The sequence below is a fragment of the Mesorhizobium sp. Cs1299R1N1 genome, from assembly GCF_037179655.1.
In the GTDB taxonomy this organism is placed as follows: Bacteria; Pseudomonadota; Alphaproteobacteria; order Rhizobiales; family Rhizobiaceae; genus Mesorhizobium; species Mesorhizobium salmacidum.
On sequence record NZ_JAPYKR010000011.1, the window covers coordinates 38,517 to 61,473 of the forward strand.

Consider the following 22,957-nt stretch of genomic DNA (forward strand, 5'->3'; position numbering starts at 1 on the left):
ACCGATGTCGTGATACAATCGTTTTTGTATAGACAGTCCAATAAAACAATCGTACCCTCATCAATCAGGAAAGTCCACAGCCGGATCAAGCTAAGAAATCCGGCATGGCGGCCACATCAGGAGGGCAGCTTTCGGGAGCCTCAGAAAGCGGCCTGGCAACGTACGGGGCATAATGGGAGAGTACCTATGAACGATGGTTCTTCGAAATCTTGGGATCTCACGCGTCGCAGCCTGCTGATTGCAGGTGCGGGCCTGATGGCGGCCACCACAGGTATTCCGAGCGTGCGCAACGCCCGCGCCGCGGCGGCGGCACCGAAGCGCGGTGGAACGCTCCGTGTCGGATACTCGCAAGGGGGAACGGGCGATAGCTTGGATCCCATGACCTATCTCTCCGACTCTCACTACGCAACCGGCTGGCTATTCGGAAACAACCTCGTCGAGTTGACACCGGACAAGAGCCCTATTCCAGAACTCGCAGAAAGTTGGGACGCGAGCAAAGATGCCAAAAAATGGACGTTCAAACTTCGCACGGACGTCGCATTTACCAACGGCAAAAAACTGACCGCGGCCGACGTGGTCTATTCCCTAAAGCGGCATACAGCCGCCGATTCCAAATCGGCAGCCAAAGGTCTATTGGAAGGAATATCGGACATTCGAGCCGACGGCGATCACGCCGTTATAATCGAGCATTCGCAGGGTGACCGAGACATCCCTGTCATCCTTGCTGACTTCCATTTGCAGATTATACCCGAAGGCTTCAAGGACTGGACTACTTTCATCGGGACTGGGCCTTACATCCTCGATAAGTTCCAGCCTGGAGTATCACTTTCGGCGCATCGAAATCCTAATTATTGGAAGGCCGACAGGGCATGGTTCGACGCCGTTGAGTTTACCTTCATCAACGATGCCGCAGCTCGCGCTAACGCGCTGACGACCGGGGCAATCGACGCTGCTGATCGCATCGAGCCCAAGATCGTCCAGCTCGTCAAAAGAAACGCTAATCTTAAAATCGTGGAAACGGTAGGCGGAGCGTATGTCGCATCCGGTATGGACGTTACGAACAAGCCTTACTCAGACAACAACATTCGCCAGGCGATCAAATACGCCGTGGATCGCGATGCCTTGGTGGCAAGCGTCTTTTCGGGCTTTGCCGAAGCGGGCAATGATCAGCCCATTGCAAGCAATGACCCCTTCTTCAACAAGGAACTGAAGCAGCACCATTATGATCCCGACAAAGCCAAGTGGCATTTGAAGCAGGCGGGTCTAACCCAGCTTGACATCGAGCTCTCGGCAGCCGATGCGGCGTTCTCCGGTGCGGTCGACTCCGCCGTCCTGATGCGTGAACAGGCAAAGGCGGCCGGGATCAACCTATCGGTGAAGCGCGAGCCTGATGATGGTTATTGGTCGAACATATGGATGAAGCGCCCTTATTTCATGACCTATTGGGGCGTACGACCGACACCTGGAATGATGTTTTCTCTCGCGTTCCAATGCAAGGCACCCTGGAACGAGTCACGCTGGTGTGACGATCGCTTCGGTCAATTGCTGCAAAGCGCACGGATCGAAGGCGATGCCCAAAAGCGGGCTGAAATGTACCATGAGATGCAAGCCATCTGCAGCGAACAAGGCGGCAACTGTATCTTCGCCTTTCCTGCATCGCTGGACGGATATAGCACCAAGGTTGAGGGCGTTGCACCGGACCTTGTCCGCACGATGGGTGGCTCCCGCTTGGCCGAGCGAGCTTGGTTTGGGGCTTAATGGTCTGACGCTGTTGGCGTAGTTGGCCGGAGAGACCCAAGGTTCTTGCGTTCCGTAAGCCATCGCAGCGCAAGTTGCGCATAAGTCGCGCCTCACGATGGGCGCGACTTTCCCCCCTCAACCAATCGCGGCGGGTTCGTCCTTGCCACCGCGCTGTCCCTGCTGGCAGCGGCGTGCCCTAGCGAGGTGAAGAATGAAGATCACGCGAATGACACTGTGGGAGGTACCACTGGCGAGCCACACGCCGTACCACATGTCTGGCGGAAAGAGCTGCGAAACTGTCACGTCAGTGGTTTTGCGTGTCGATACTGATCAAGGTATCGCGGGTTGGGGCGAGGTTTGTCCCATTCCGCATTACCTTCCGGCCTATTCCGAGGGTGTTCGCCCCGCCCTCGAATATGTCGCGCCGATTGTCATCGGGGCTGATCCTGTCGGTCCTGAGGCGCTTATGAGCCGTGTAGACGCTTGGCTGCAGGGGCACCCCTACGCGAAATCCGCTCTTGACCTGGCCCTGTGGGACATCACTGGTAAGGTAGCCCAGCTGCCTCTCTATGCACTCCTAGGCGGGCGCCAAGCGGCCGATATGCCGCTATATCATTCAATCACATGCGTCGAGCCGCATGAGATGGCCCGAATCGCACGAGAGGCGAAGGGCGAAGGAATAGCGCAGTTTCAGGTCAAACTTGGAAGTGACGATGACTGGGAGACCGACGTTGCTCGACTACGTCTCGTTCGGGAGGCTGTTGGAGCAGGGCCCTTGGTTTACGGAGACTGGAACTGTGGAGCGTCCCGGCTGGACGCGACGCGGGTGGGGAAGGCCGTAGCGCCATTCGATATCATGCTGGAGCAGCCATGCGCCACGCTGGAAGAATGTGCCGCGGTTCGGGCCGCGACGGGACTGTTGATGAAAATCGACGAGAATGCCCACGACACCGCGTCGCTGCTTCATGCTTACCATCTTGGCTGCATGGACGCAGTGGCGCTGAAGCTCTCCAAGTCCGGCGGCCTCAGCCCACTTCGCCGGCTTCGCGACTTGTGCCTGCACCTCGGTCCTAAAATGTGCATTGAGGACGTTTGGGGATCAGACATTACCACTGGTGCTCTATTGCATCTGGCGGCGTCGACGCCATCGAACCGTCTTTTAAACACATGCGATCTGTCGGGATACGTCGCTCCTCGTCTCGACACCAGCGCACCCCAGCGCCGCAACGGGCGCATCGCGCCGCCTGAAGGTGCAGGCATCGGCGTTAGCCCGGATCCCGAAGCACTTGGCCAGTCCGTGGCCCTTATTGACTAGGCGCTCCGGTGGACACCGCGCATATGAAAACCGAAGCAATTCGCTATTCCCGCAGCCTGAACTTGCAGAGGCCGCGGAGGAATTAGAATTACCATCCAAATCAGATCGGGTGAACCAAGATGAAAATCACGTCAGTCGCAATTTATCGAAAAGATCTCAGCTATATCGGGGGCACTTACCGCTGGGGTCGCGGCAATGCGATCTCGATCGCCCGATCCACCGTCGTGGTAATCGGGACTGACGCAGGGATTATTGGCGCCGGCGAATTTTGCCCTTGTGGCGAAAATTATATGGAGGCGCACGGTGAAGGGACGGAAGCGGCCGCTCGTTTGCTCGCGCCCGCGCTGTTAGGTCAAGACCCAAGACAGGTTTCGGTTATCGAACGCATCCTGGACAACACCATCCGTGGTCACGGCTATGCAAAAGCGCCTTTTGATGCAGCGTGCTGGGATATTCTTGGAAAGGCCGTCGGGCAACCGGTATGGATGCTCCTTGGCGGAAAACATACCGACGGCGCGCCCCTTTACAAGGTGGCGCCTCAGAAGTCCCCGTCAGAAATGGTCGCTGAGATGGATATCCTGAGGCACAACGGATATCGACAGTTTCAAATCAAAGTAGGGGCAAACTGGGTCGAAGACATCGAGCGCATCCGATCGACCGTGCCCAACCTGCTGCCCGGCGAAAAAGCCTTCGCAGATGCCAACCAGGGGTGGCGTGTCGACGAAGCCCTCCAGGTCGGCCGAGCTACCCGAGATCTCGACTATATTATGGAGCAGCCTTGTCAAACGTATGAGGAATGTCTCCAGGTAAGGCGAAAAGTTGATCTACCTATCAAGCTGGACGAATGCATCACGGGTATGGATATGGTCCAGCGAGTAATAGCGGACCGCGCAGCCGAAATCGTGTGCCTCAAGGTTGCCAAGCAAGGCGGACTGTCAAAGGCGCGGCGAATGCGAGATCTCCTCATCGACAACAGGATTCCGATTGTCGCCGAAGACAGCTGGGGCGGCGAGATCACGACGGCGGTGGTTTCCCATTTTGCAGCCTCGACGCCCGCGGAATTTCTCGTCAACACGACCGACTTGCACAACTACAACAACGAGAGCACAGGAGTCCCAGCTCCTGCCACCAACAACGGAAAACTTTACGCCTCTGATGACCCCGGTCTTGGCGTGCAGCCGGAATGGGATAGCCTCGGCAACCCGGTTGCAACGTATGGCACTCAGCCGGCGAGTGGTACTCCTGGTCTGCGCTGACGAGATACGACGAGGGCCTCGTCTACGCAAATCGTTGCCGTCGATTCAGCCCCCGCCCGTTCGCAAACACGCGCGTTCGGGAACTCGCATCCGGCGGCAAAGACAATGCTGAGAATCCGTCGCACAAACGACGACGCGCAGTTGGACGACCAATGCGAGCACATAGGGCATTTATCAGGGACGGCGGGCTCTCCCTTCTCCATTACGCCGATGTTGACTTCGGTACAATTGTTTCCTATGATCGATCTATATCGTACATTTGTTTGATGAGATGTCAGGAAGAACCATTGAAGGGGACACGAATTCCGGCCGGGACCGCGAATGTTCCTCTCTGCAGGTCGTGCAGGAGAGCGTTGAAACTGCAATGGGCATTCACCCGGTACACTAACCAAGTTCGACAGGCTCGCTTTCATCAGGTTTCACTCCCGACGATGACTTTTGAGATCAGTTAAATGAGCATGCACACGAGCCGTATGGGGGAGTTGAATCTAGCGGGTTCCGTCTCGAACTCTAAATGGTGCTCGTTAAAAGATCCTTCACCAGATGTCGGCGCTGACGTGCTAGGCATTCTTCTCTTACCGGGATTTTCTCTTCTTAGCCTTTCATCGTTTGTGTCGGCTTTCCACCATGCCAACCAAAACGCCGGCCAGGAACTATTCACCTGGCAGCTTGTTGGAGCCGACAGCAGAAGTCCAGTAGTGAGCTCGACTGGGATTCCAATTTCCGTCGACGTCGATATCAACACCTGCAAAGACGATGATGGCCTATCCGTCCTTGTTTTGATCGGGGGCGAGCGCATCGAGAGCCTTAGATCGTCAGAAATCTCCTCTCTTCTGAGAAGGAGAAATCGCTACAAGTTGCCCATTTGTGCGATCGGAACGGCAACTTGGTTGTTGGCTGATGCTGGAATTCTGCGTGGCGGAATGCGCTGCACGATTCACGCCTCGAGGCTCGCCGCCTTCGCAGAAACATTCCCAGACTTAGTTGCCGAAGATTGTCTATTCGTCCATGAAGGATCGGTAACGACGTGCGCTGGTGATTTCGCGGCATTCGATCTCGCCGCCGAAATGGTAGACGTCCGGCTCGGGGGCGACTTGGCCAGCCGAATATGTGGCCAGTTGACAGCCGACAGATTTAGAACTGGTTCCCATTGCCAGTCGGTACCCCCCGGGCTCCGCCATGGTACTGTCGAGAAGCTGGTTCGGGCCATTAAATTAATGGAGAAGAACGTAGCAGAGCCGTTGCCGCTTGATCACATAGCGAAATGCCTCACGCTGTCACGTCGCCAAGTGGAGCGCCTATTCGCAAAGCACATGAAGACGACGCCGATGCAATACTATTCAACCATCAGGTTGCAACGAGCACGACAGCTTCTAGAAATGACAGACATGCCAGTCATTGAAGTGGCCATTGCATGCGGTTATGTCTCGTCTTCACATTTTTCGAAAAGCTTCAAAGACCATTTCAGGATGCTTCCAAGCCATACTCGTCCATGGGCAAGCGGGTGATCAAGGATCCGATTGGGCTCACGGCGGTGAGGTAAGAGCTGCCGGGCCCTTCAGGAGCCAGGGCGGCACGGACCGCACACTGTCTAGTTCGGCCGAAGGCCCCTGGGCAAGTTGCGCTATCAGGAGTAGCTCCTCAGGATCAAATCGCTACGGATCGGGTGATAATCCGACGCGTGAAACTCGGACCGTCGCGGCCCCGCGGTCTTCGCCTCAGCGCGCATGACATCCTCGATCTAAGCTTCCGGCGCCCAGCCGTTCAGGTCCGGCTTGCTCGTTGCGCTTTGCACGATGATCATGTGTGCTGGGTCTCGACTTGGCTTGGCTACCGTGACGTGCCTTCGCCACCCCGATCCGCCGCCATAAGCGGTAAGAAATGACGAGGATCGGGCAGGCGCAGACGTGCAGTCCTTCAGCTGGGATCGAGACGAGTTGTTTCGCGCCCCCTCAGACCCTCTTAGCCTCACCCAATAACTGCCGCCGAGTTTCGATGCACCGCGGGCAGGCGGAATGCTCAAACGGAAGAGTTAGCTGTCACACCGGAAGAGATAAATTGCCTCACTGCTAGCCACATAACATCTTTGGCAAACCGGGAGGTCGCAACTCCGCAAGGGCCCGACTTCCCCCCGCTGCTGCTGCAAGCGCAGTCGGGCCAGCTTTAACAGATGCGTTGCCAGGAGATTTACGATGAGATTAGCGATTGTTTCCGCGGCAATTGTGTTTGCCGGATCCGGCTTCGCAATTGCCCACGAGAAAAAAGCCATAACGCCACCTTGCGCCGCGGTTGCTGGGTTGAACTGCCGTTCGACAGGAACTGTGCCGACTTCACCGCATTACCGGGAAGGTAAGTCCGAGCCGCGCCTTGGATACGATGATGATCCCTGGATTATTCCATCCTTTCGCTGACCACGGGGCACGAAGCCTAAGCAGGCCAGCGCTGGCCTGCCACGCTCTCCGCGAATTAGCCTTGGAAGAGGAAAACGGGCGCTCTTCAGCTCGAAGCTTGAAATGCCAGTCATGTTCAGGTCCAGCGTTGACGCACCGACGCCAAACGGCGGAAAGCCCATGAACGAGCAGCGTGTCCATCAGATTTTCGCGGTCAGCCTGCTGCTTAAGGGCGCACATGCGCTGATCGAATGCATCGGCGGCCTGGTGCTCGCCTTTGTCGCCACCAGCACGATCGTTTCGCTGGTTAATCGGCTGACGCTGGGAGAGCTGGGCGAGAATCGGCACGATTTCATGCAAGTCAGTTGATGACGATGGCGAGCCATTTTTCGGTCAGTACGCAGCACTTTTATGCGTTCTACCTTCTCAGCCACGGTCTGGTCCAAATTGCCTTGGTGGCCGCTTTGCTGAAGCGCAGGCTATGGGCGTATCCGGCCTCGCTCGCCGCCCTTCTGCTGTTCATCATCTACCAGCTCTACCGCTTCAGCTATACTCACTCAGCGGGCCTGATCGTGCTCACACTGTTCGACCTGTTGGTCGTCTGGCTGGTCTGGCATGAATATCGTCTCGTCCAGAGCCACAAAATAGAAGCCAGTTGGCGCTGATCGAGAGGACGGCAATAAATTTGCGTGAGGTAAGAGCCAACCGCCGGGCATCCGGAGTTCTATTTATCGCATTGACGGGTGAGCCAGCCGAGCAGCCGCACTCATCTCGGCATCGCAAAAGAGACAGGCAGACTCGACAGCCGGCAGGCCGTCGCTCTGCACCGCAGTGCCGATCGCGCCTTCACGGGAATAAATATCAACCATTGGCGTTCCTCGTGTGCGATTAGGACCCGCCTGTGCGATCACGCCCATTCTGATTCAGTCGGACCGTCACGACATAGCGCCTTAGCCACACTGGGAGCCGCAGGACAGAGTAGACACCCGGCGCCGGCATAGTCTGCCTGGGAGGTAAGGGCCCCATGCGCGTCCTCACGCGCGCCCGATCACTGATGTGCGACATGACCTCGAAGCTTCACGAGGATCGCCCGGACGAGAGAGGGTGGATCGATTGTTCATCGGCAGGGACATCGGTCCCCCAAGTTTCCAATTTCGTTCGCGCGTCAGCGGAAGCAATTCCCCGTCCGGTCATGCACTCATATGAAACAGGACTGTGAAGCGATTCCAGCCGTGCTGCGCCAGCTCCATCGTCGACGGTGAAGAGGGCGCAATACAGGTCGCCCTCTGGTCTACGGTTCGACCCGGCGCAGCTCGCCCCCTGCCCATGCTGCTGACCGTGGCCTTTGCAATCCGCAGTAAGTTTTTCTGAGATGCACCTGCGGGCGAGCGCAGCACCTGCTTGAACGGCAGACCCGGATTGGTCGAGAAGCGCATAATCGAATCCGGGCTCAGGCCCGGATTCGATTGAAACTCCCCCATTAGCAGGGAACATGACCCCCGTGGCTGACGTTGGGGATTCCATCGATGCAGGACTTGTTGGGCCAGTCCAAAGCGCTGTCGCCACGAGCTGCCAGCGCAGCAGTCCCGGTCGTCAACATTGTCGCAATGGCAATTGCCAAAAGTACGGTTCGTTTGGTCATTGTATTCTCCTTTTAGGCGACATCGAATATGTCGTTACCAATCCAACATAATGTCAGTGATGTTGATTTGGTATAATACCCTCGCTTTACAGAGTTATCCCCATGTATGCGATACTATTAATCCATTACTCCCGGGCCTGTCTTTCCGGATAGGAATGATGAAGATAACGGGTGTCGTATAGCCGCGACCCGAAGCAGGTTCTGAAGCTGGAGACCGGTCATGACCGGCAATCTGCAGATCGGTAACGATTCAGGCCGCTCTAGGTCGAGCCCAGTTGCGAACGCAACAGCGTCGTAACCAGCCGACGCATCAGACTGACGGTAGACATTCGGACGGCCTCGTCGTTTGCCTTGCTGGAATTTACGATCGTAATGGCCTGGAGCTCCGCCACTATTTATCGGCAGGAGGTGCATCTATGTGGTCGGTACCTTCACTCGACTTTGGTCACTTCAGCAGCCTGATCTGGAATTAAAACCACCCGGTCGTCGCATCAGCGCCAGGCCAGCTGGGAAAGTCTCGGGATGTCCCACCACCCCTGAATTGAGGCAATTGAAACACAAACTTGGCAATAGCGGACAAGCATATTTAGCGCGATGAAGTAGTCTCTTGATCGGCGCTGCGCTGATGTTGATTTCGGCCATCGGTTTGAAAACTCATCTGCCGCAGACCATCTCGTGTCAAAGCTGATCGCCAGACCCCCCTCTCCCTCTCTCGGTCGGTCTTGGCGGGCGCCTTGCTCCCCCCGGGGCGCTCGCCGTGGCGCGGGTTCGTTGGGCCGGTGACGCGTCGTCATCGGCCCATTTTTTTCGCTTGGCGACGGCGCGGTCAGACCTCCCATACGTGCGCGAGAAGCTAGACCCCGCGATGTCATGTTGCGGATGGTTAGGCCCGACGTGGGCGCACGTTGTTGCCAGGTAACCGTTGTGAGGCTCTTGCGACCCATTCAGGGCCGTGGTCGCGTTGCTTGGGAAGCCCGGGCGCGTGCGGCGGGCATACCAAAGTATGAGCCTTTCAGACCGACACTTTATCCACTCATACGTAGGTCGGATTGGAGAGACCCGACACGGCTAACTACACTCGCTTCAAATGGAGAGGCAGCCGGTCATCGGATACTCCGCCAGCTATAGCGAGAGCCACCCATCACGCGTTTTGAAAAGCAAACGGTCTCCGCGGCCGGCGAGGACCCGACAGGTTCGTCGACCGAGCACGGCGGCCTCCGGCCGGTTTGCATGACAAACGGTTTGCATAAGAGAGATGAAGCATGTCGCAGACCGACACTATCAAGCCCAGCGCCCCGGACCCAGCCGAAGTCAACGGAGCGCGGGCAGTGGCCCGCAGTGGTCTGCACATCCCCCTCCTAAACAGCCGGGAGACGGTTGCGGGCAGCGCCGTGAGGTTGACTGCCGCGCCAGGACCTAGAGATCCTGTCGCCGAGGCGAGCCCAGCCGAGCACGAGCCCGCTGTCGAAGAGACGGGGCAAGGGAGCGGTTCACCGGATCCGTACGCGATGCACGCAGGGCGACGGCCGGCGGTCTTTATCGTCGGCTTGCTCGCCCTGGCGGCTCTCGTCATCGGCGGGTTCTATTTCTGGTATGTGAACCGAAACATCGTGAGCACGGATGACGCCTATACGGATGGGCGGGTTGTCACCATCGCGCCGCAGGTTACCGGCCTCGTCGTTTCGCTGGATGTGACGGACAACCAGTATGTCCACAAGGGCGATCCGCTGGCTCACATCGATCCGCGCCCCTACACGATCGAACGGGACAGGGCCCAGGGCACACTCGACAGCGCCAGGGCGCAAGCTGCCGGCGAACGGCTGATTGCCGAAATCGCCCGCAAGAATTTCCCGGCTTTGCTGGAGCAGGCCCAGGCCCAACTGGTGACGGCCAAGGCGAATCTGAATAGAGCGCAAGCCGACTATGACCGGCAACACGACCTTCCCAAGGCTGCGACCACCCAGCAGCAGGTCGATGCGGCGTTGGACGCGCTGCGCCAGGGCGAGGCTCAGGTTACTCAAGCCGAAGCCCAGGTTCAGCTGAGTTCGCCGGTGGAGCAGCATATCGGCCAGAGCGATATGCAAGTCAAACAACTAACGGCACAAGTCGAGCAGGCTCAGGCCCAAGTCGATCAGCAGGCGCTCAACCTGTCCTGGACGGTTGTCACCGCACCGCAGGACGGCTGGATAACCCGGCGCAACGTGGAAATGGGCAACTACGTCACGCCCGGCCAGCAGATATTCTCGATCGTTTCACCGGACGTGTGGGTTACCGCCAACTTTAAGGAGAACCAGCTCGACGCTCTGCGGGCTGGCCAGAGCGTGAAGATCGACATAGATGCCTATCCAGATCTCGACCTTCACGGTCATGTTGACAGTGTCCAGATGGGGTCCGGTTCGAAGTTCACGGCCTTTCCGCCGGAGAACGCCACCGGCAATTTCGTGAAGATCGTTCAGCGCGTGCCAGTCAAGATCATCATCGACCGGGGACTCGATCCCAAACTTCCGCTGCCGCTCGGGATGTCGGTGATTCCGACGGTGACCGTTCGATGAGCAGCGCTCCAACTGAAGCCGGCGCCGACTGGAAGCCCCGCTACAATCCCTGGCTGATTGCGGTCTGCGTAACGCTTGCCGCCTTCATGGAAATCCTCGACACCACGATCGTCAATGTCGCATTGCCGCACATCGCCGGCAGTCTTTCTGCGAGCAATGACGAGGCAACCTGGGCGCTGACCTCCTACTTGGTTGCGAACGGAATCGTGCTGACCATTTCGGGCTGGCTGAGCGATCTATTGGGACGCAAACGTTACTTTCTGATCTGTATCGGCATGTTCACGGTCTGCTCGTTCCTGTGCGGAATGTCGACGAGTCTGGGCGAGCTGATAGTGTTCCGGCTGCTGCAGGGTTTCTTTGGCGGCGGCCTGCAGCCGAACCAACAATCGATCATATTGGACACGTTTCCTCCGGCCAGACGCGCGGCTGCATTCGGCGTCACCGCGATCGCTACAATCGTCGCCCCGATCCTCGGTCCGACGCTTGGCGGCTTCATCACCGATCAGTGGAGCTGGCCCTGGATATTCTTCATCAATGTACCCGTGGGCATCTTCGCAGTGGTTGTGAATTCGATCCTGGTTGAAGACCCGCCGTGGGTGAAGAGCCGAAAGCGCCGGGGTCTCGACTACGTTGGCCTTTCCCTCATCACGGTTGGGCTCGGAGGCCTGCAGATCATGATGGACCGGGGCACCGACGACGATTGGTTCGGTTCGTCGGCCATCATAGTCATGGCGCTTCTCGCCTTCCTCGGCATTGCCGGCGCCATTGGCTGGCTACTCATTGCCCGCAAGCCGATCGTCAATCTCGATGTGTTCAGGGACAGGAATTTCGCCGGCGGCAGCGCACTGATCGCGGCGACGGGATGCATTCTCTACGCCAGCGCCGTCGTCATTCCGCAATTCGCGCAACAGGTCCTTGGCTACACCGCGACCTGGGCGGGGCTCATTCTCTCCCCAGGTGGCGTTGTCATCATCCTCCTTATTCCGATCGTCGGGCGCCTCTTGATCATCATCCAGGCGCGCTTCGTCATCGCCGCTGGCTTTCTCATCATGGGATCGGCGCTGCTCTTTTCGAGCCACCTGGCGCCGAACATAGATTTTTCGACGCTTGTCATCATGCGCAGCTTGCAGACTGCCGGCCTTGCATTCCTTTTCGTGCCGATCAGTACGATCACTTATTCCACCCTGCCGCGCGAACTGAGCGGCGACGGGGCAGCCCTTTTTTCAATGCTTCGCAATGTATTCGGTTCGATCGGCATTTCTGCCGCGACGTCGCTCGTCACAGAGCAAAGCCAGGTCCGGCAGTCCTATCTGTCGGAATGGGCTTCGCCCTTTCATCAACCCTACAACGCGCTGGTCGCTCAGTACGAGCGTGCGTTGGAGGCGGTTGGACATCCTGCTGGGATCGCGCACGAAATGGCGGTTGGGGGTGTGTACCAAAGCTTCCGATCGCAAGTTGCCGTCCTGGCGTATTCCGATGTGTTTCTGTTCTTCTCATGCCTCGCCTTCCTTGCCGTTCCCTTCTGCCTCTTCCTGTCGGGCAAGATGGTGGCCAGCGGCGGCGTTGGCGCCGGCCACAGGGCTTGATCATGCGCTACAAATTGCCCACTGTTGCAGCGATTTCCGGCACGTTGGCTCTGGCAGCATGCAGTGTTGGCCCAGATTTCGTCCAGCCGGACCCGGCCCTGCCCAAACGCTGGTACACCAGCCGCACGGCAGCCGCGCCTGCGAGTACCACGGGATTCAGTGCGGCGGCTCAGCAGCCTGTCGACTCCGCTTGGTGGCAGGTCTTTCACGATCCTACCCTTACCTCTCTGGAGAAGAGAGTCGCTGACGCCAACCTCGACGTAAAGACTGCGACCGTCCATCTCGCTGAAAGCCGTTCTCAGCGTGGTACTGTGGCCTCCGCCCAACTGCCTGATCTGAAAGGCAGCGCTAGATACCAACATGAAAAACTGAGCGACCCGAGTATTAAAGGCAGTCTGATCGACGGTCTCGCTGGGTCAAGCACCATTTCTGCCACAGGGCCGACGGACCTGTTTACCAGCGGTTTCGATGCCTCATGGGAACTCGATCTTTGGGGGCACGTCCGCCGCCAGGTTGAAGCGGCGGATGCGCAAGTGCGGTCTTCCGAGGAGCAGCGGCGTGGCGCGCTCCTCTCGAGCCTGGCGGAAACTGCGCGCGACTATATCCAGCTGCGCGGCACGCAGACCTTGATCAAGATCGCCACTGACAACCTTGCGATCCAGCAGGATATTCTGCACTTGACGCAAACGCGCCAGCAGAGGGGTCTGACGACCAATCTCGACGTCGACAATGCATCCGCCCAGGTCGAAGCCGTCCGGGCGGAGTTGCCCAGCCTGGAACAGCAGGAAGCGCAGCAGATCAACGCCTTGAGCTTTCTGCTTGACATGGCGCCCGATGCATTACGCGGCGAACTCGCCGCCACGAAACCGGTACCGCCGTCGCCCGCCAGGATTCCAATCGGCATTCCCTCCGACTTGGCGCGCCGCCGCCCGGATATACGCGCAGCCGAGGCGCAGCTTCACGCGGCCACCGCCGACATCGGAGTGGCGGTCGCCGAATTCTACCCAACGGTTCAATTGAACGGAGCGGCAGGCTTCGACGCCCTCAAGGCTGGGAATTTACTGACGAGCAGTGCGATCCTGACCAATGTCGGACCCAGCATTTCGATGCCGGTTTTCGAGGGTGGCCGGCTGAAGGCGACATTGGAGCTTCGCAAGGCGCAACAGATGGAGGCGGCGATCGCCTATCACAAGACAGTTCTGCAAGCCTGGCACGATGTCGTCAATGCCCTGGTCGCCCACCGGACCGAGCAGCAACGCCGTGACCGGCTGGCGGCGCAGGTCAAACGCTCGCGAGAAGCCTTGTCGCTAGCCCGCCTCCGCTACAATGACGGCGTCGCCGACTTCACCACTGTGCTCGACACGGAGCGCACGCTGCTGCAGGCCGAACAGAATTATGCGCAGAGCACGACCAACATCTCGATCAATCTCGTCCAGTTGTACAAAGCGCTTGGTGGCGGATGGGAATTGACATACCCGAGCCCGCTGCCCGAGCCGCCGATCAGCGCTCAAAGAACTCCAAGGACAAAGAACCTGACATGACTCTATCGATACTTGTTCTGAAGCCGCTCGTCTCGGATGCTCGCTTTGTCAGCAGGCCTGCCGATGAACGACATGGGGCGGGCGTCGCCTTCCGCCGGGATGTCGCTTCATCGGCACGACTTTGCTTCAATCCGAACCAGAAGGGCTCTAATTGGCGAGTTTGGATCACGGGCAAGAGTGCCACATTCCATTGGATCCATAGTAGCTCGAGTTCACGGCATCGAAGGAGCAGTAAGCAGCATCGGTATCGTAGTTCCACCAAGGCTGGTAGTGATATCCTGGATCGCTAAAAAAGATCTTGTGGTGCCGGTGACGGTGGGCAATGCCACTACCGCTAAAGTCTATGGCATGACCATCACCACCGCCGCCGCGCGCGCTCGAGACCGTCGCCGACCCGGTCGCCAGCAGTGCGGCCAAAGCGATCTTCGCCAGTATTTTTGTCGGTCTCATCACCATATACTCCTACGGTTTAGCTTCGTTGTTTAACTCTATAATTAAGTAGGTGCAGGATATAAGAATCAACATAGCACCTACGGTCAGCATGCTTATACCTTGCAGTTATAGTTATGGGCGGTTGAGCGTATGCCGATGCCGGTGACGCGCTCCACAGTCACGGTCAGATTCACGGCGCGGCATGAGCAAGCCAAACCTTTCATCGTTCAAATCCGACCTCCACTCATACGGTGGAGGCCGGATTCGAAGAGGGTGTAGTGGATCACGGGCAGTATGGGTCGTATGCGTACGGATTGTATGGATCTTCGTAGCCGTACGGGTACGGGTAACCACAGAAGTAGTCCGAACCATAGTATCCGTGACGATAATGGGGGTGCCCCACCGATCCAACGTGGTGGGTCACTCCGAATGAATGATGGCTGCTGAAGCCATGGGCGGCGCTGTGGCTACCGAGGCCGCCGGCGATGCCATGGCCGCCGAAAACGCTCCCTATGCCGTGGCCGCCGAAACCGCCCCCGATGCCATGGCCGCCGCCGAAGCCACCGCCATGGCCGCCGCCGAAGCCACCGCCATGACCGCCGCCAAAGCCGCCGCCATGACCCCCGCCGCCGCCGCCATGGCCGCCGCCACCCCCGCCTCCGCGCGCCATTGATTCCGTCGCCGAGCCCGCAGCCAGCACTGCACCCAGTGCCACCATCATAAGTATTGTTTTCGACCGTCTCATAGCAAACTCCTTATCTTTAGAGCTCTCATGATTTTGAAAGCCAAATTGATATGGAGGCAGAGGGCCAATTTAAATATAATACGTTTCGGCTATCTGACGCATACGTTGCATCTACCGTTCCGATCTTTATGAATGCCCCGGAGGATCCATGATCGGCTTGGGCGGCTAAGGAAGTGCACTTGCGCCCGAAAGTGTGACCACTCAGCCGCCCCGGCACCCCATCGCTTACCCAGAACCATCTATGAATACCTCAATCGAAAGACAGTGATTGATTGCGTAGCCGCCATAGGCCTGATCGTGGTCGTAAGGTTGGAACGCACCACTCGCGTCCTTGGCACGAGCCAGCAACGTGTACTGGCCCGGCCCTTTCGGCGTCAGCCAATCGAATTTCCAACGTCGCCAAGCATGTCGTCGCACTGGATCCAGGAATTCTGCCTCAGCCCAGCCAAGGCCGCCATCGGTGCTTACTTGAATCTCGGTCACGTCGCTCTCGCCTGCCCATGCGGCGCCGGAAACTGTGTAAATCCGGTTCGGGACCAAGGTTTCGTAGATACGAGGTCGCGCGATTTCGGACTTGAGCTTCATCTCTCCCAACGCCCGCCGCACGGGCTTTCCATTCGTCAAAGCCCAGTAAGCGTAATCCGTTGTCTGCCAGTAACCGTGAAACGGATCCCGCACGGCTTCGATGCGCGTCAACCATTTGACGGAGGCCATTCCATAGTGACCAGGCACGATTGCGCGGACCGGAAATCCATGATCCAGCGGGAGATCCTGTCCGTTCATCTGATACGCGATCAGGACTTCCGGCTGAATGGCCTTGGCTCGGGGCAAGCTCCAGACGTACGAGATCGGGTCGGGTGGCCGGGGCTCTTCTTTGGGTGCTCCTCGGTCCGCTCCTTCGAGCACGATCTCGCACGCATCGTCTGCCAGGCCGGCGCGCTCCAGCAACGCCCGCAAAGGTACACCGGTCCATTCCGCATTGCCGGCGGCGCCGAGCTCCCACTGTGCTCCCTGCACCTGCGGGATGAGAAAAACCCGGCTGTTGCCAGCGCACTCCAGGGTGGCGACCCGCGTTTCGGACGGCATGTTTCGCAGTTGTTCGTAACTTATGGCAAACGGGTGCCTGACGGCACCATCGATACGCAGTTGATATGATGCTCGGTCGAGCGTCGGCCTCGGAAAATGACTGCGTATGTAGAACAGCGCCGTCGGAGTGAGATAGGAGTCGATCCGATCGAAAGGAGTTTCCAGATTTTTGGGCTCCCGCTGTCGGATGATCAGCCCTGCCGAAGAATATCGCGTATTGTTCATGTAATACTTTTCTGAATGTCATCGTCTCCTAGGCGTCGGCGGGCGTCATCCGACTGCTGTGGACGTCGAGCCGGCGCTTCGGAGTTTTGCGACACTCATTCAGCTGGCGCAGCTGGCGCGGCTGGCGCCTGCGTGCCTATTCGATCCTCGTGGGCGAGCCGCCTCAGTCCCAAATGCACGAAAGCGGCGATCACAGCACCGATGACTGGTGCTATCGTATACAGCCACGCATCGGCGAAATTTCCGGTCGCTACCATAGGGCCAAGAGCCCGCGCCGGATTGAACGGGGCGCCCGTCAAGGCTGCGGCCATGATGATATTGAGCGTGACAGTCATTCCGATCGCCAGCGGCGCGAGGTTGCCGGCACGGCCGGCCACAGCGGTGCTGAGCACGACAGTGACCAGGAAGAAAGCGAGCGCAGCCTCGATCACGAAGCCGGCTGCGGGCGTGATCGTGACCGTCGTCGCGCCTAGCACGAGACCTTGCGCCAGTTGCGGCATGCCGAGGCCTGTAGCCGTGCCGCCGAGCACGGCCCGCAATACCAGCGCGCCGGCGATGCCGCCGACGAGCTGACTCACGATGTAGCCGAGCGCGTCGCCGACGCGGATGGCGCCGGCTGCGAGCACGCCGACGGTGACCGCCGGGTTCATGTGACCTCCCGAAATGCTGCCGTAAGCAAAGGCAAAGACCATGATGGTCAGGCCATGGGCGAAGGCAATCGCGGCGATACCGTTCAGGCCGGTTCCGTCGCCGATCACCGCAGCCGCGCCGGCGCCGATGAACACGAAGGCGAAGGTGCCGATGAATTCCGCAAGGAGCTTGGGGGCAATTGGTTTGGACATCGCTGATCTCCTGAGATGGGTTGGGCGCCAATTCGAGCGATAAGGTTTGGCCCGAGCGCAAAATGCTGGCAGGCTCGCCGACCGACAAACGCAGAACCTCTGACGGTCGGCGAAACAGGTCTCTATTCGGCTGCGACCCGTGAGCACATCTGCAGCGCCCGCGCCACGCCGGCGCCGTATGCCGGATCGGCCCGCGTGCAGTTCTCCACATGGCGCTGCTTGACGTGCGGCCGTGCATCACCCATCGCGCGGGCGGTGTTATCGAACAGCACTTGCCGCTGCGCCGTAGTCATCTTGCGGAATAGGTTGCCAGGCTGCTCCCAATGATCGTCATCCACGCGATGGTCGTAATGCGTCGCTTCCCCGTCGAGCGGCAGCGCCGGCTCGGCGAAATCGGGCTGGTTGTCCCACAGGCCAGCGCTGTTTGGATTGAAAGCGACCGTTCCGCCGAGATTGCCGTCCGTTCGCATCTGGCCGTCGCGATGGTAGCTTTGGAACGGGCACTTCGGCGCGTTGACCGGTATATGGTTGAAATTGACCCCAAGCCGGTAGCGTTGCGCGTCGCCATAGGAGAATAGCCGAGCCTGGAGCATTTTATCGGGCGAGAAGCCGATACCGGGAACGATGTTGGCAGGGGAGAAACCAGCCTGTTCCACTTCGGCGAAATAATTCTCAGGATAGCGGTTGAGCTCAATCACGCCGACCTCGATGAGCGGGTAGTCGGCCTTCGGCCACACCTTGGTCAGGTCGAAGGGATTATGTTTGTGGGTCTTAGCCTGATCCTCGGTCATGACCTGGATGAAGAGTGTCCAGCGCGGGAAGTCGCTCCGCTCGATCGCATCAAGGAGGTCGCGTCCGTTGCTCTCCCGGTCGGTCGCCACGAGTGCAGCCGCTTCAGCGTCGGTAAGGTTGGCAATGCCCTGTTGCGTGCGGAAGTGGAACTTGACCCAAACACGTTCGTTGGCGGCATTGATCATCGAGAAGGTATGACTGCCGAACAAGTGCATGTTGCGGAAGCTCTTCGGGATGCCGCGATCGGACATGACGACGGTAACCTGGTGAAGCGCCTCGGGGAGCAGTGTCCAAAAATCCCAATTGTTGTCCGCGCTGCGCAGGCCAGTGCGCGGATCGCGCTTGATAGCATGGTTCAGGTCCGCGAACCGCAACGGATCACGGAAGAAGAACACGGGGGTGTTGTTGCCCACGATGTCCCAGTTGCCCTCTTCGGTGTAGAACTTGAGCGCGGTGCCGCGGATGTCGCGTTCCGCATCGGCCGCGCCGCGCTCGCCGGCGACGGTCGAGAAGCGCGCGAACATTGGCGTCACCTTGCCGATCTCCGAGAAGAGCTTGGCCTTGGTGTAGCGGGTGACGTCGTGCGTTACGGTGAGGGTTCCGTATGCGCCCCAACCCTTGGCATGCATTCGCCGCTCCGGGAGCACTTCCCGATCGAAATGCGCCAACTTTTCGATCAGCCAAATGTCCTGCAGCAGCGCGGGGCCGCGCGGACCGGCGGTCATGATGTTTGTGTTGTCGGAGACCGGCGCGCCGGTGGCATTGGTGAATTTGGTGGTGGACATGTTGGGCTCCTTTTTTGTCGCGAACGTTTGGGCGCCGCGCTCGCACTTCGGCCGCTTAGTTCACGGTGCTCTCCTGCCGATGATCTTGCTGTAATTCAGCGAGTAAGGCTTTGCTTGGCGAGAGTTGCTGTTCTTCGTTCTTTCTTGCCCCAAAGCCGTTCTCAATGGACGCACGGCCAGAGAATGCGCGTCCCCCGCGAACGCAAGGCGCCGCAGCACTTCGCGGCAATAGCGGCACGAATGAAGCAATACCCGACAAGCTCAGATTCTGCCGAAGATCGAGACTATCTGCAGCTTGAGGCTTTGCCGGTGCATCCAGTTGCAGTCCCATGAGCGAGAGCGCATCTATTTTCGACCGTGTAGGAGCCTTTTGTAGTGGTGACCGAATACCCACCAATTCGCATCGTCAGCCCGCCTGACTTCGACCCAGGCACCGAACAGACATCAGGTTCTGTGCGTTTGGCAGCAGTCGCACCGCAGCGGGGCATTCAATCGACGTTGTGGGGCGGGTTGTTCGAGGTCGAGCCGGGAGCCCGCACAGGCATCCATCATCACGGAGAGCAGCAGACGATCGCCTATGTCTTGTCGGGCTTATGCGAAGTCCGCTGGGGCGCGAAAGGCGAATATGCTGGGCACGCGAAAGCGGGCGACTTTATCCATGTGCCCGCGTTTGTGCCGCACATGGAAATCAATCCCTCGGATTTCGAAGCCTTTCGATGGGTGGTCGTCAGGAGCACCTCGACTCCAATCGTCATCAATCTTCCCGACCAAACGTGGCCGTAATCAAGGCTAGCCCGCTTCAGGCTAGCCTACCGTCCGTTCTATCGGCGAAAGAGCTGGCATCCGGACATCCGAGCATTGGGCTATCGCCCAGGCCGCCTGCACGGAATGCGAGAGCAAGCTGGGCATCGCTCATCATCTACAGAGGATCTAAATGGCCGAAACGGAGCGTTACGATGCTTTTGTCGTCGGCAGTGGCGAAGGTGGCAAATATCTGGCCTCGCATCTGGCGAGTACCGGTCAGAAGACGGCGGTGGTCGAGCGCCGATGGATCGACTCAGAGGCAGGCGAAGCCATGGCCGTGGTGCAAGCCGCGATGCTCGCGCGTCTCCCCTACACCACGTTGCGCGACGCTATTTTCACCCAACAATGGCGGAGGGTCTGAATGCATTATTTAGCACCGTTCCGGCCGGAGCAGGCTGCCAGAATGGGGATAGGAACCATATAATGCCGGACCTTCGATACAGGCGGCACGATATACTTGATCGGCTAGCTGCATCGTTCATTGTGCAAAAGCAATAGTGGAAACAACGGCGGTTAGGTCGCGCCAGCGATTGCCGAATCCCGGAAGGTCCATGAGCCCTAGTCTGGTCGGCGCCTGACCTTCAAATTCGGTGGGGCCCCGTCCTCTGGTTCTCGGGCGAAGGGGCGCGAGATCCTGGCAGAATCCGACAATATCCGATCACTGCAATTGGAAGCCTCCGCCTCGCCACCTCTCGCTGCGGGTAGCTGAAATTCACCGAGCCTACAGGGCCGGCGACGGCCCGCCACACATACCAACGTATACGACAGGTATCTGAGCAGACTATTTGCTAACACCTTTCCCAAGATGGCGTTAAATCCCAGGCGGCGTAGATTTAACAGGCAAAAAGACCAAGTGAAAGTTCTTGTCCGCAACTCACCGTAGCGACCCAAACAGCTGCATCGAGGACGGACAGGCTTCATTTCTGCACCGTGTACGTGCCATCGGCTTGGAACGATCCTGTGGAGGTAGCGTAATGATCAGCGCCAGCTGTAGCAGCACCTTCCAACGGCGACCGTTCCAACACTACTTCTGTTCGAAGGCAACTGCGCTTTCTTGCGAGGAGCCAGCACGTCAACCCAAAAGTAGATAGGACCTGAATATGCCTGAAGAGATCAGACTCAACGATGGCTCCGCTATTGCCCAACTCGGCCTTGGCGTATGGCAGGTGGATCCGTCCATTACCGCCCAAGTTGTGAGTTGGGGGATCGAGGCGGGCTACCGATCGATCGACACTGCCGAAGGGTATGGGAACGAGGAAGGCGTCGGGCAGGCTATCCGCGGCGCTGGCGTCCCGAGGAACGAGTTATTCGTAACATCGAAGCTGCGCAACGGTGCTCATCAGCGCGATAACGCGTTACGCGCTTTCGACGAGACGATGAGCAAGCTCGAGATCGAACAGCTCGACCTGTTCCTGATCCACTGGCCGATACCGAGCCAGGACAAATATGTTGAGGCATGGAAGACGCTGATCGAACTCAGGGACGCCGGTCGGATCAAATCAATCGGCGTCTCCAATTTCAATCAGGAGCATTTGGAACGCATCATCGGCGAGACCGGCGTCGCTCCCGCGGTCAACCAGATCGAGCTCCACCCACGCTTCCAGCAGCGGGACAAGCGTGAATTTCACATCAAACACAATATCCGTATCGAATCCTGGAGCCCCCTTGGCAGCGGTCGCCTGTTGAAGGACCCAACCATCGAAAGCATCGCCAGCAAGCACGGGAAATCCGTCGCGCAGACGATCATTAGATGGCATCTGCAGGAAGGGCTGATTGTCATTCCGAAGTCGGTTCACAAGGAACGCATCGTCTCCAACCTTGACGTCTTCGATTTCGAGCTCGACGCGGAAGACCTGGAGACCTTCAAAGGGATCGATTCCCCGGATGGACGCACCGGATCTGATCCGGCGACGACAACGTTCTTGTTCTGATACGACATCTCGATGGTGGATGACCAGCCGGCAATCAGTCTTCGAGCGTGCCGGAGAACAACGTTGCACCGTCTTCAAGGAGTGGCAGCGAAGGATAATCCAGGATGGTCAACCCACCGTCGGCGATGAGCGTTTGGCCTGTGACCAACGAGGCGTCATCGCTCGCGAGAAATGCTACGACGGCCGCTATTTCGGCGGGCAATCCCATCCGATTGAAAGCGCTCGGAGGAACTTTCCAATCGCCTGCGCTACCGGAGGCTGGCCTTTTCGCATCGGTCTCGGTGGAAACCCAGCCAGGGCTTACACAGTTCGCCCTGATGCCATGAGGTGCACCCTCGACAGCCAGGGACTTGGTGAGCGCTTCCACAGCAGCCTTTGCCACACAATAAAGACCCCAATTGCCGTGCAAAGTAGCGGTCGACGAGATATTGACGATGGCGCCACCGCCAGAATCGCGAAGTAGCGGTAATGCATAGGAAGAGACGAAGTAGGCAGAATCTAGATTGGGGCCCCTCAGCTTGTCCCATCGAAGGCCGGGGCGATCTGCAGTCACGGCGCCACTTCGGCGAGGACCAAGGCCGGCATTGTTGACGACGATCCTCAAGCGACCCCAATTCGCGATTTGTTCGATCAAATCGGCTACCTCGTCCTCGCTTTCGAGATTGCATCGAAAGAAGCGTGCTTGCCCGTTCATTGCTGTTGCTTCCGCCTCGACTGTCCGGCCCTTATTCGGATCGCGTCCAACGAAGGCCACTCTGGCTCCCTCTCGCAAGAACCGGTGAACGATAGCGCGCCCTATACCTGAATTCCCGCCGGTTACGAGAACATCCTTATTTTCGAACCGCATCCGATTTAGCCCTCCCCAGCCTCATATAGCAAAGCCCAGTCGCATCGCGTTACAAATCGGCCAACACAATGGCGGTTACCTTTCACCGCTTGCATTCTTTGGTGCTGCTGCCCCGTCTAGCACCAATAGGGCCATCATTGATGTAGCTGCCACCCTGCTGCGGTATAGCGCGGTCATCCAAAATCCAAAAAAGTCTCCAGGCCTTTCGCACCAAACCCCTGACGATCGCCTCTGGCTCGCGCAGCAACTCATCATCGCTTACCCGGAGCATAATCACACCAGGAAATGCGGCATGAGAGAGAGTTATCCTGAACTCGCAATTCTTACGTCGAAGTTGGAAGCTTCCTGGCCACGTTTGCTTAAGGCCGACGGAAAGCAGGCCGCGTGGAGAGAGCACAGGATATTCTAAGATCATTTCGGGAGACCTTCGGACTCTTGCAGATATC

19 protein-coding genes are annotated in these 22,957 nt (G+C 58.4%); 14 read left to right on the plus strand and 5 right to left on the minus strand.

Translation table 11 applies throughout. The features are described 5' to 3' along the window. Positions 1-186 precede the first annotated feature (186 nt). The 10 genes from O7A70_RS23315 to O7A70_RS23360 all read left to right on the plus strand — a co-directional run bounded on the left by O7A70_RS23315 (position 187) and on the right by O7A70_RS23360 (position 14,022). The gene (locus O7A70_RS23315; RefSeq protein ID WP_337128024.1) at positions 187-1,758 is read left to right on the plus strand and encodes an ABC transporter substrate-binding protein; all 1,572 of its coding nucleotides are present in this window, start codon (positions 187-189) and stop codon (positions 1,756-1,758) included. A 193-nt stretch (positions 1,759-1,951) separates the two neighbouring features. Beyond that, positions 1,952-3,055: a mandelate racemase/muconate lactonizing enzyme family protein gene (locus O7A70_RS23320; RefSeq protein WP_337142524.1), complete on the plus strand. Its 1,104-nt coding sequence runs from the start codon at positions 1,952-1,954 to the stop codon at positions 3,053-3,055. Positions 3,056-3,174: 119 nt separating this feature from the next. Next, complete coding sequence (locus tag O7A70_RS23325; protein WP_337142525.1) at positions 3,175-4,311, plus strand: mandelate racemase/muconate lactonizing enzyme family protein; 1,137 nt, start codon at positions 3,175-3,177, stop codon at positions 4,309-4,311. A 452-nt stretch (positions 4,312-4,763) separates the two neighbouring features. Next, positions 4,764-5,819 (plus strand): GlxA family transcriptional regulator, encoded by a 1,056-nt coding sequence (locus tag O7A70_RS23330; protein ID WP_337142526.1) that lies wholly within the window; start codon positions 4,764-4,766, stop codon positions 5,817-5,819. A gap of 684 nt (positions 5,820-6,503) precedes the next feature. After that, a complete protein-coding gene (locus O7A70_RS23335) occupies positions 6,504-6,722 on the plus strand; it encodes a hypothetical protein (RefSeq protein ID WP_337142527.1) in 219 nt (72 codons plus the stop codon). 159 nt (positions 6,723-6,881) lie between these two features. Continuing rightward, positions 6,882-7,070 carry a hypothetical protein gene (locus O7A70_RS23340; RefSeq protein WP_337128020.1) on the plus strand — a complete coding sequence of 63 codons (189 nt, stop codon included), beginning with the start codon at positions 6,882-6,884 and terminating at the stop codon, positions 7,068-7,070. After that, positions 7,070-7,366, plus strand: a complete 297-nt coding sequence (locus O7A70_RS23345) for a DUF2127 domain-containing protein (RefSeq protein WP_337142528.1) — start codon at positions 7,070-7,072, stop codon at positions 7,364-7,366. The genes O7A70_RS23340 and O7A70_RS23345 overlap by 1 nt, the downstream gene beginning before the upstream one ends. Before the next feature lie 2,239 nt (positions 7,367-9,605). Beyond that, complete coding sequence (locus tag O7A70_RS23350) at positions 9,606-10,895, plus strand: HlyD family secretion protein (RefSeq protein WP_337142529.1); 1,290 nt, start codon at positions 9,606-9,608, stop codon at positions 10,893-10,895. After that, a complete protein-coding gene (locus tag O7A70_RS23355; RefSeq protein ID WP_337142530.1) occupies positions 10,892-12,481 on the plus strand; it encodes a DHA2 family efflux MFS transporter permease subunit in 1,590 nt (529 codons plus the stop codon). The genes O7A70_RS23350 and O7A70_RS23355 overlap by 4 nt, the downstream gene beginning before the upstream one ends. A 2-nt stretch (positions 12,482-12,483) precedes the next feature. Further along, positions 12,484-14,022 carry an efflux transporter outer membrane subunit gene (locus tag O7A70_RS23360; RefSeq protein ID WP_337142531.1) on the plus strand — a complete coding sequence of 513 codons (1,539 nt, stop codon included), beginning with the start codon at positions 12,484-12,486 and terminating at the stop codon, positions 14,020-14,022. 165 nt (positions 14,023-14,187) lie between these two features. On the opposite strand, the gene O7A70_RS23365 is transcribed toward O7A70_RS23360, so the two are convergent. After that, the gene (locus O7A70_RS23365; protein ID WP_337142532.1) at positions 14,188-14,472 is read right to left on the minus strand and encodes a hypothetical protein; all 285 of its coding nucleotides are present in this window, start codon (positions 14,470-14,472) and stop codon (positions 14,188-14,190) included. Between the two features lie 418 nt (positions 14,473-14,890). Here O7A70_RS23365 and O7A70_RS23370 point away from each other — a divergent pair, with 418 nt between their 5' ends. After that, positions 14,891-15,127 (plus strand): hypothetical protein, encoded by a 237-nt coding sequence (locus tag O7A70_RS23370; RefSeq protein WP_337142533.1) that lies wholly within the window; start codon positions 14,891-14,893, stop codon positions 15,125-15,127. Positions 15,128-15,424: 297 nt separating this feature from the next. On the opposite strand, the gene O7A70_RS23375 is transcribed toward O7A70_RS23370, so the two are convergent. The 3 genes from O7A70_RS23375 to O7A70_RS23385 all read right to left on the minus strand — a co-directional run bounded on the left by O7A70_RS23375 (position 15,425) and on the right by O7A70_RS23385 (position 18,929). Next, positions 15,425-16,510: a sulfite oxidase gene (locus tag O7A70_RS23375; protein ID WP_337142534.1), complete on the minus strand. Its 1,086-nt coding sequence runs from the start codon at positions 16,508-16,510 to the stop codon at positions 15,425-15,427. 95 nt (positions 16,511-16,605) lie between these two features. Then, positions 16,606-17,352, minus strand: a complete 747-nt coding sequence (locus tag O7A70_RS23380) for an MIP/aquaporin family protein (RefSeq protein ID WP_337142535.1) — start codon at positions 17,350-17,352, stop codon at positions 16,606-16,608. Positions 17,353-17,474: 122 nt separating this feature from the next. Beyond that, positions 17,475-18,929, minus strand: coding sequence for a catalase (locus O7A70_RS23385; protein WP_337142536.1), 1,455 nt, complete (start codon positions 18,927-18,929; stop codon positions 17,475-17,477). A gap of 375 nt (positions 18,930-19,304) precedes the next feature. Between O7A70_RS23385 and O7A70_RS23390 the strand changes: the two genes are divergently transcribed. The 3 genes from O7A70_RS23390 to O7A70_RS23400 all read left to right on the plus strand — a co-directional run bounded on the left by O7A70_RS23390 (position 19,305) and on the right by O7A70_RS23400 (position 21,664). After that, positions 19,305-19,712, plus strand: a complete 408-nt coding sequence (locus O7A70_RS23390) for a cupin domain-containing protein (RefSeq protein WP_337142537.1) — start codon at positions 19,305-19,307, stop codon at positions 19,710-19,712. A 151-nt stretch (positions 19,713-19,863) separates the two neighbouring features. After that, complete coding sequence (locus tag O7A70_RS23395) at positions 19,864-20,094, plus strand: hypothetical protein (RefSeq protein ID WP_337142538.1); 231 nt, start codon at positions 19,864-19,866, stop codon at positions 20,092-20,094. A 739-nt stretch (positions 20,095-20,833) separates the two neighbouring features. Further along, positions 20,834-21,664, plus strand: a complete 831-nt coding sequence (locus O7A70_RS23400) for an aldo/keto reductase (protein WP_337142539.1) — start codon at positions 20,834-20,836, stop codon at positions 21,662-21,664. Between the two features lie 34 nt (positions 21,665-21,698). Here the strand turns inward: O7A70_RS23400 and O7A70_RS23405 are convergent, their stop codons facing one another. Beyond that, a complete protein-coding gene (locus O7A70_RS23405; protein WP_337142540.1) occupies positions 21,699-22,511 on the minus strand; it encodes an SDR family NAD(P)-dependent oxidoreductase in 813 nt (270 codons plus the stop codon). Positions 22,512-22,957 lie beyond the last annotated feature (446 nt).

Bases quoted from the DNA above. Each gene is read 5' to 3' on its own strand.
- O7A70_RS23315 (WP_337128024.1), top strand. From the start codon at position 187: ATGAACGATGGTTCTTCGAAATCTTGGGATCTCACGCGTCGCAGCCTG.
- O7A70_RS23320 (WP_337142524.1), top strand. From the start codon at position 1,952: ATGAAGATCACGCGAATGACACTGTGGGAGGTACCACTGGCGAGCCAC.
- O7A70_RS23325 (WP_337142525.1), top strand. From the start codon at position 3,175: ATGAAAATCACGTCAGTCGCAATTTATCGAAAAGATCTCAGCTATATC.
- O7A70_RS23330 (WP_337142526.1), top strand. From the start codon at position 4,764: ATGAGCATGCACACGAGCCGTATGGGGGAGTTGAATCTAGCGGGTTCC.
- O7A70_RS23335 (WP_337142527.1), top strand. From the start codon at position 6,504: ATGAGATTAGCGATTGTTTCCGCGGCAATTGTGTTTGCCGGATCCGGC.
- O7A70_RS23340 (WP_337128020.1), top strand. From the start codon at position 6,882: ATGAACGAGCAGCGTGTCCATCAGATTTTCGCGGTCAGCCTGCTGCTT.
- O7A70_RS23345 (WP_337142528.1), top strand. From the start codon at position 7,070: ATGACGATGGCGAGCCATTTTTCGGTCAGTACGCAGCACTTTTATGCG.
- O7A70_RS23350 (WP_337142529.1), top strand. From the start codon at position 9,606: ATGTCGCAGACCGACACTATCAAGCCCAGCGCCCCGGACCCAGCCGAA.
- O7A70_RS23355 (WP_337142530.1), top strand. From the start codon at position 10,892: ATGAGCAGCGCTCCAACTGAAGCCGGCGCCGACTGGAAGCCCCGCTAC.
- O7A70_RS23360 (WP_337142531.1), top strand. From the start codon at position 12,484: ATGCGCTACAAATTGCCCACTGTTGCAGCGATTTCCGGCACGTTGGCT.
- O7A70_RS23365 (WP_337142532.1), bottom strand. From the start codon at position 14,472: ATGAGACCGACAAAAATACTGGCGAAGATCGCTTTGGCCGCACTGCTG.
- O7A70_RS23370 (WP_337142533.1), top strand. From the start codon at position 14,891: ATGGCTGCTGAAGCCATGGGCGGCGCTGTGGCTACCGAGGCCGCCGGC.
- O7A70_RS23375 (WP_337142534.1), bottom strand. From the start codon at position 16,510: ATGAACAATACGCGATATTCTTCGGCAGGGCTGATCATCCGACAGCGG.
- O7A70_RS23380 (WP_337142535.1), bottom strand. From the start codon at position 17,352: ATGTCCAAACCAATTGCCCCCAAGCTCCTTGCGGAATTCATCGGCACC.
- O7A70_RS23385 (WP_337142536.1), bottom strand. From the start codon at position 18,929: ATGTCCACCACCAAATTCACCAATGCCACCGGCGCGCCGGTCTCCGAC.
- O7A70_RS23395 (WP_337142538.1), top strand. From the start codon at position 19,864: ATGGCCGAAACGGAGCGTTACGATGCTTTTGTCGTCGGCAGTGGCGAA.
- O7A70_RS23400 (WP_337142539.1), top strand. From the start codon at position 20,834: ATGCCTGAAGAGATCAGACTCAACGATGGCTCCGCTATTGCCCAACTC.
- O7A70_RS23405 (WP_337142540.1), bottom strand. From the start codon at position 22,511: ATGCGGTTCGAAAATAAGGATGTTCTCGTAACCGGCGGGAATTCAGGT.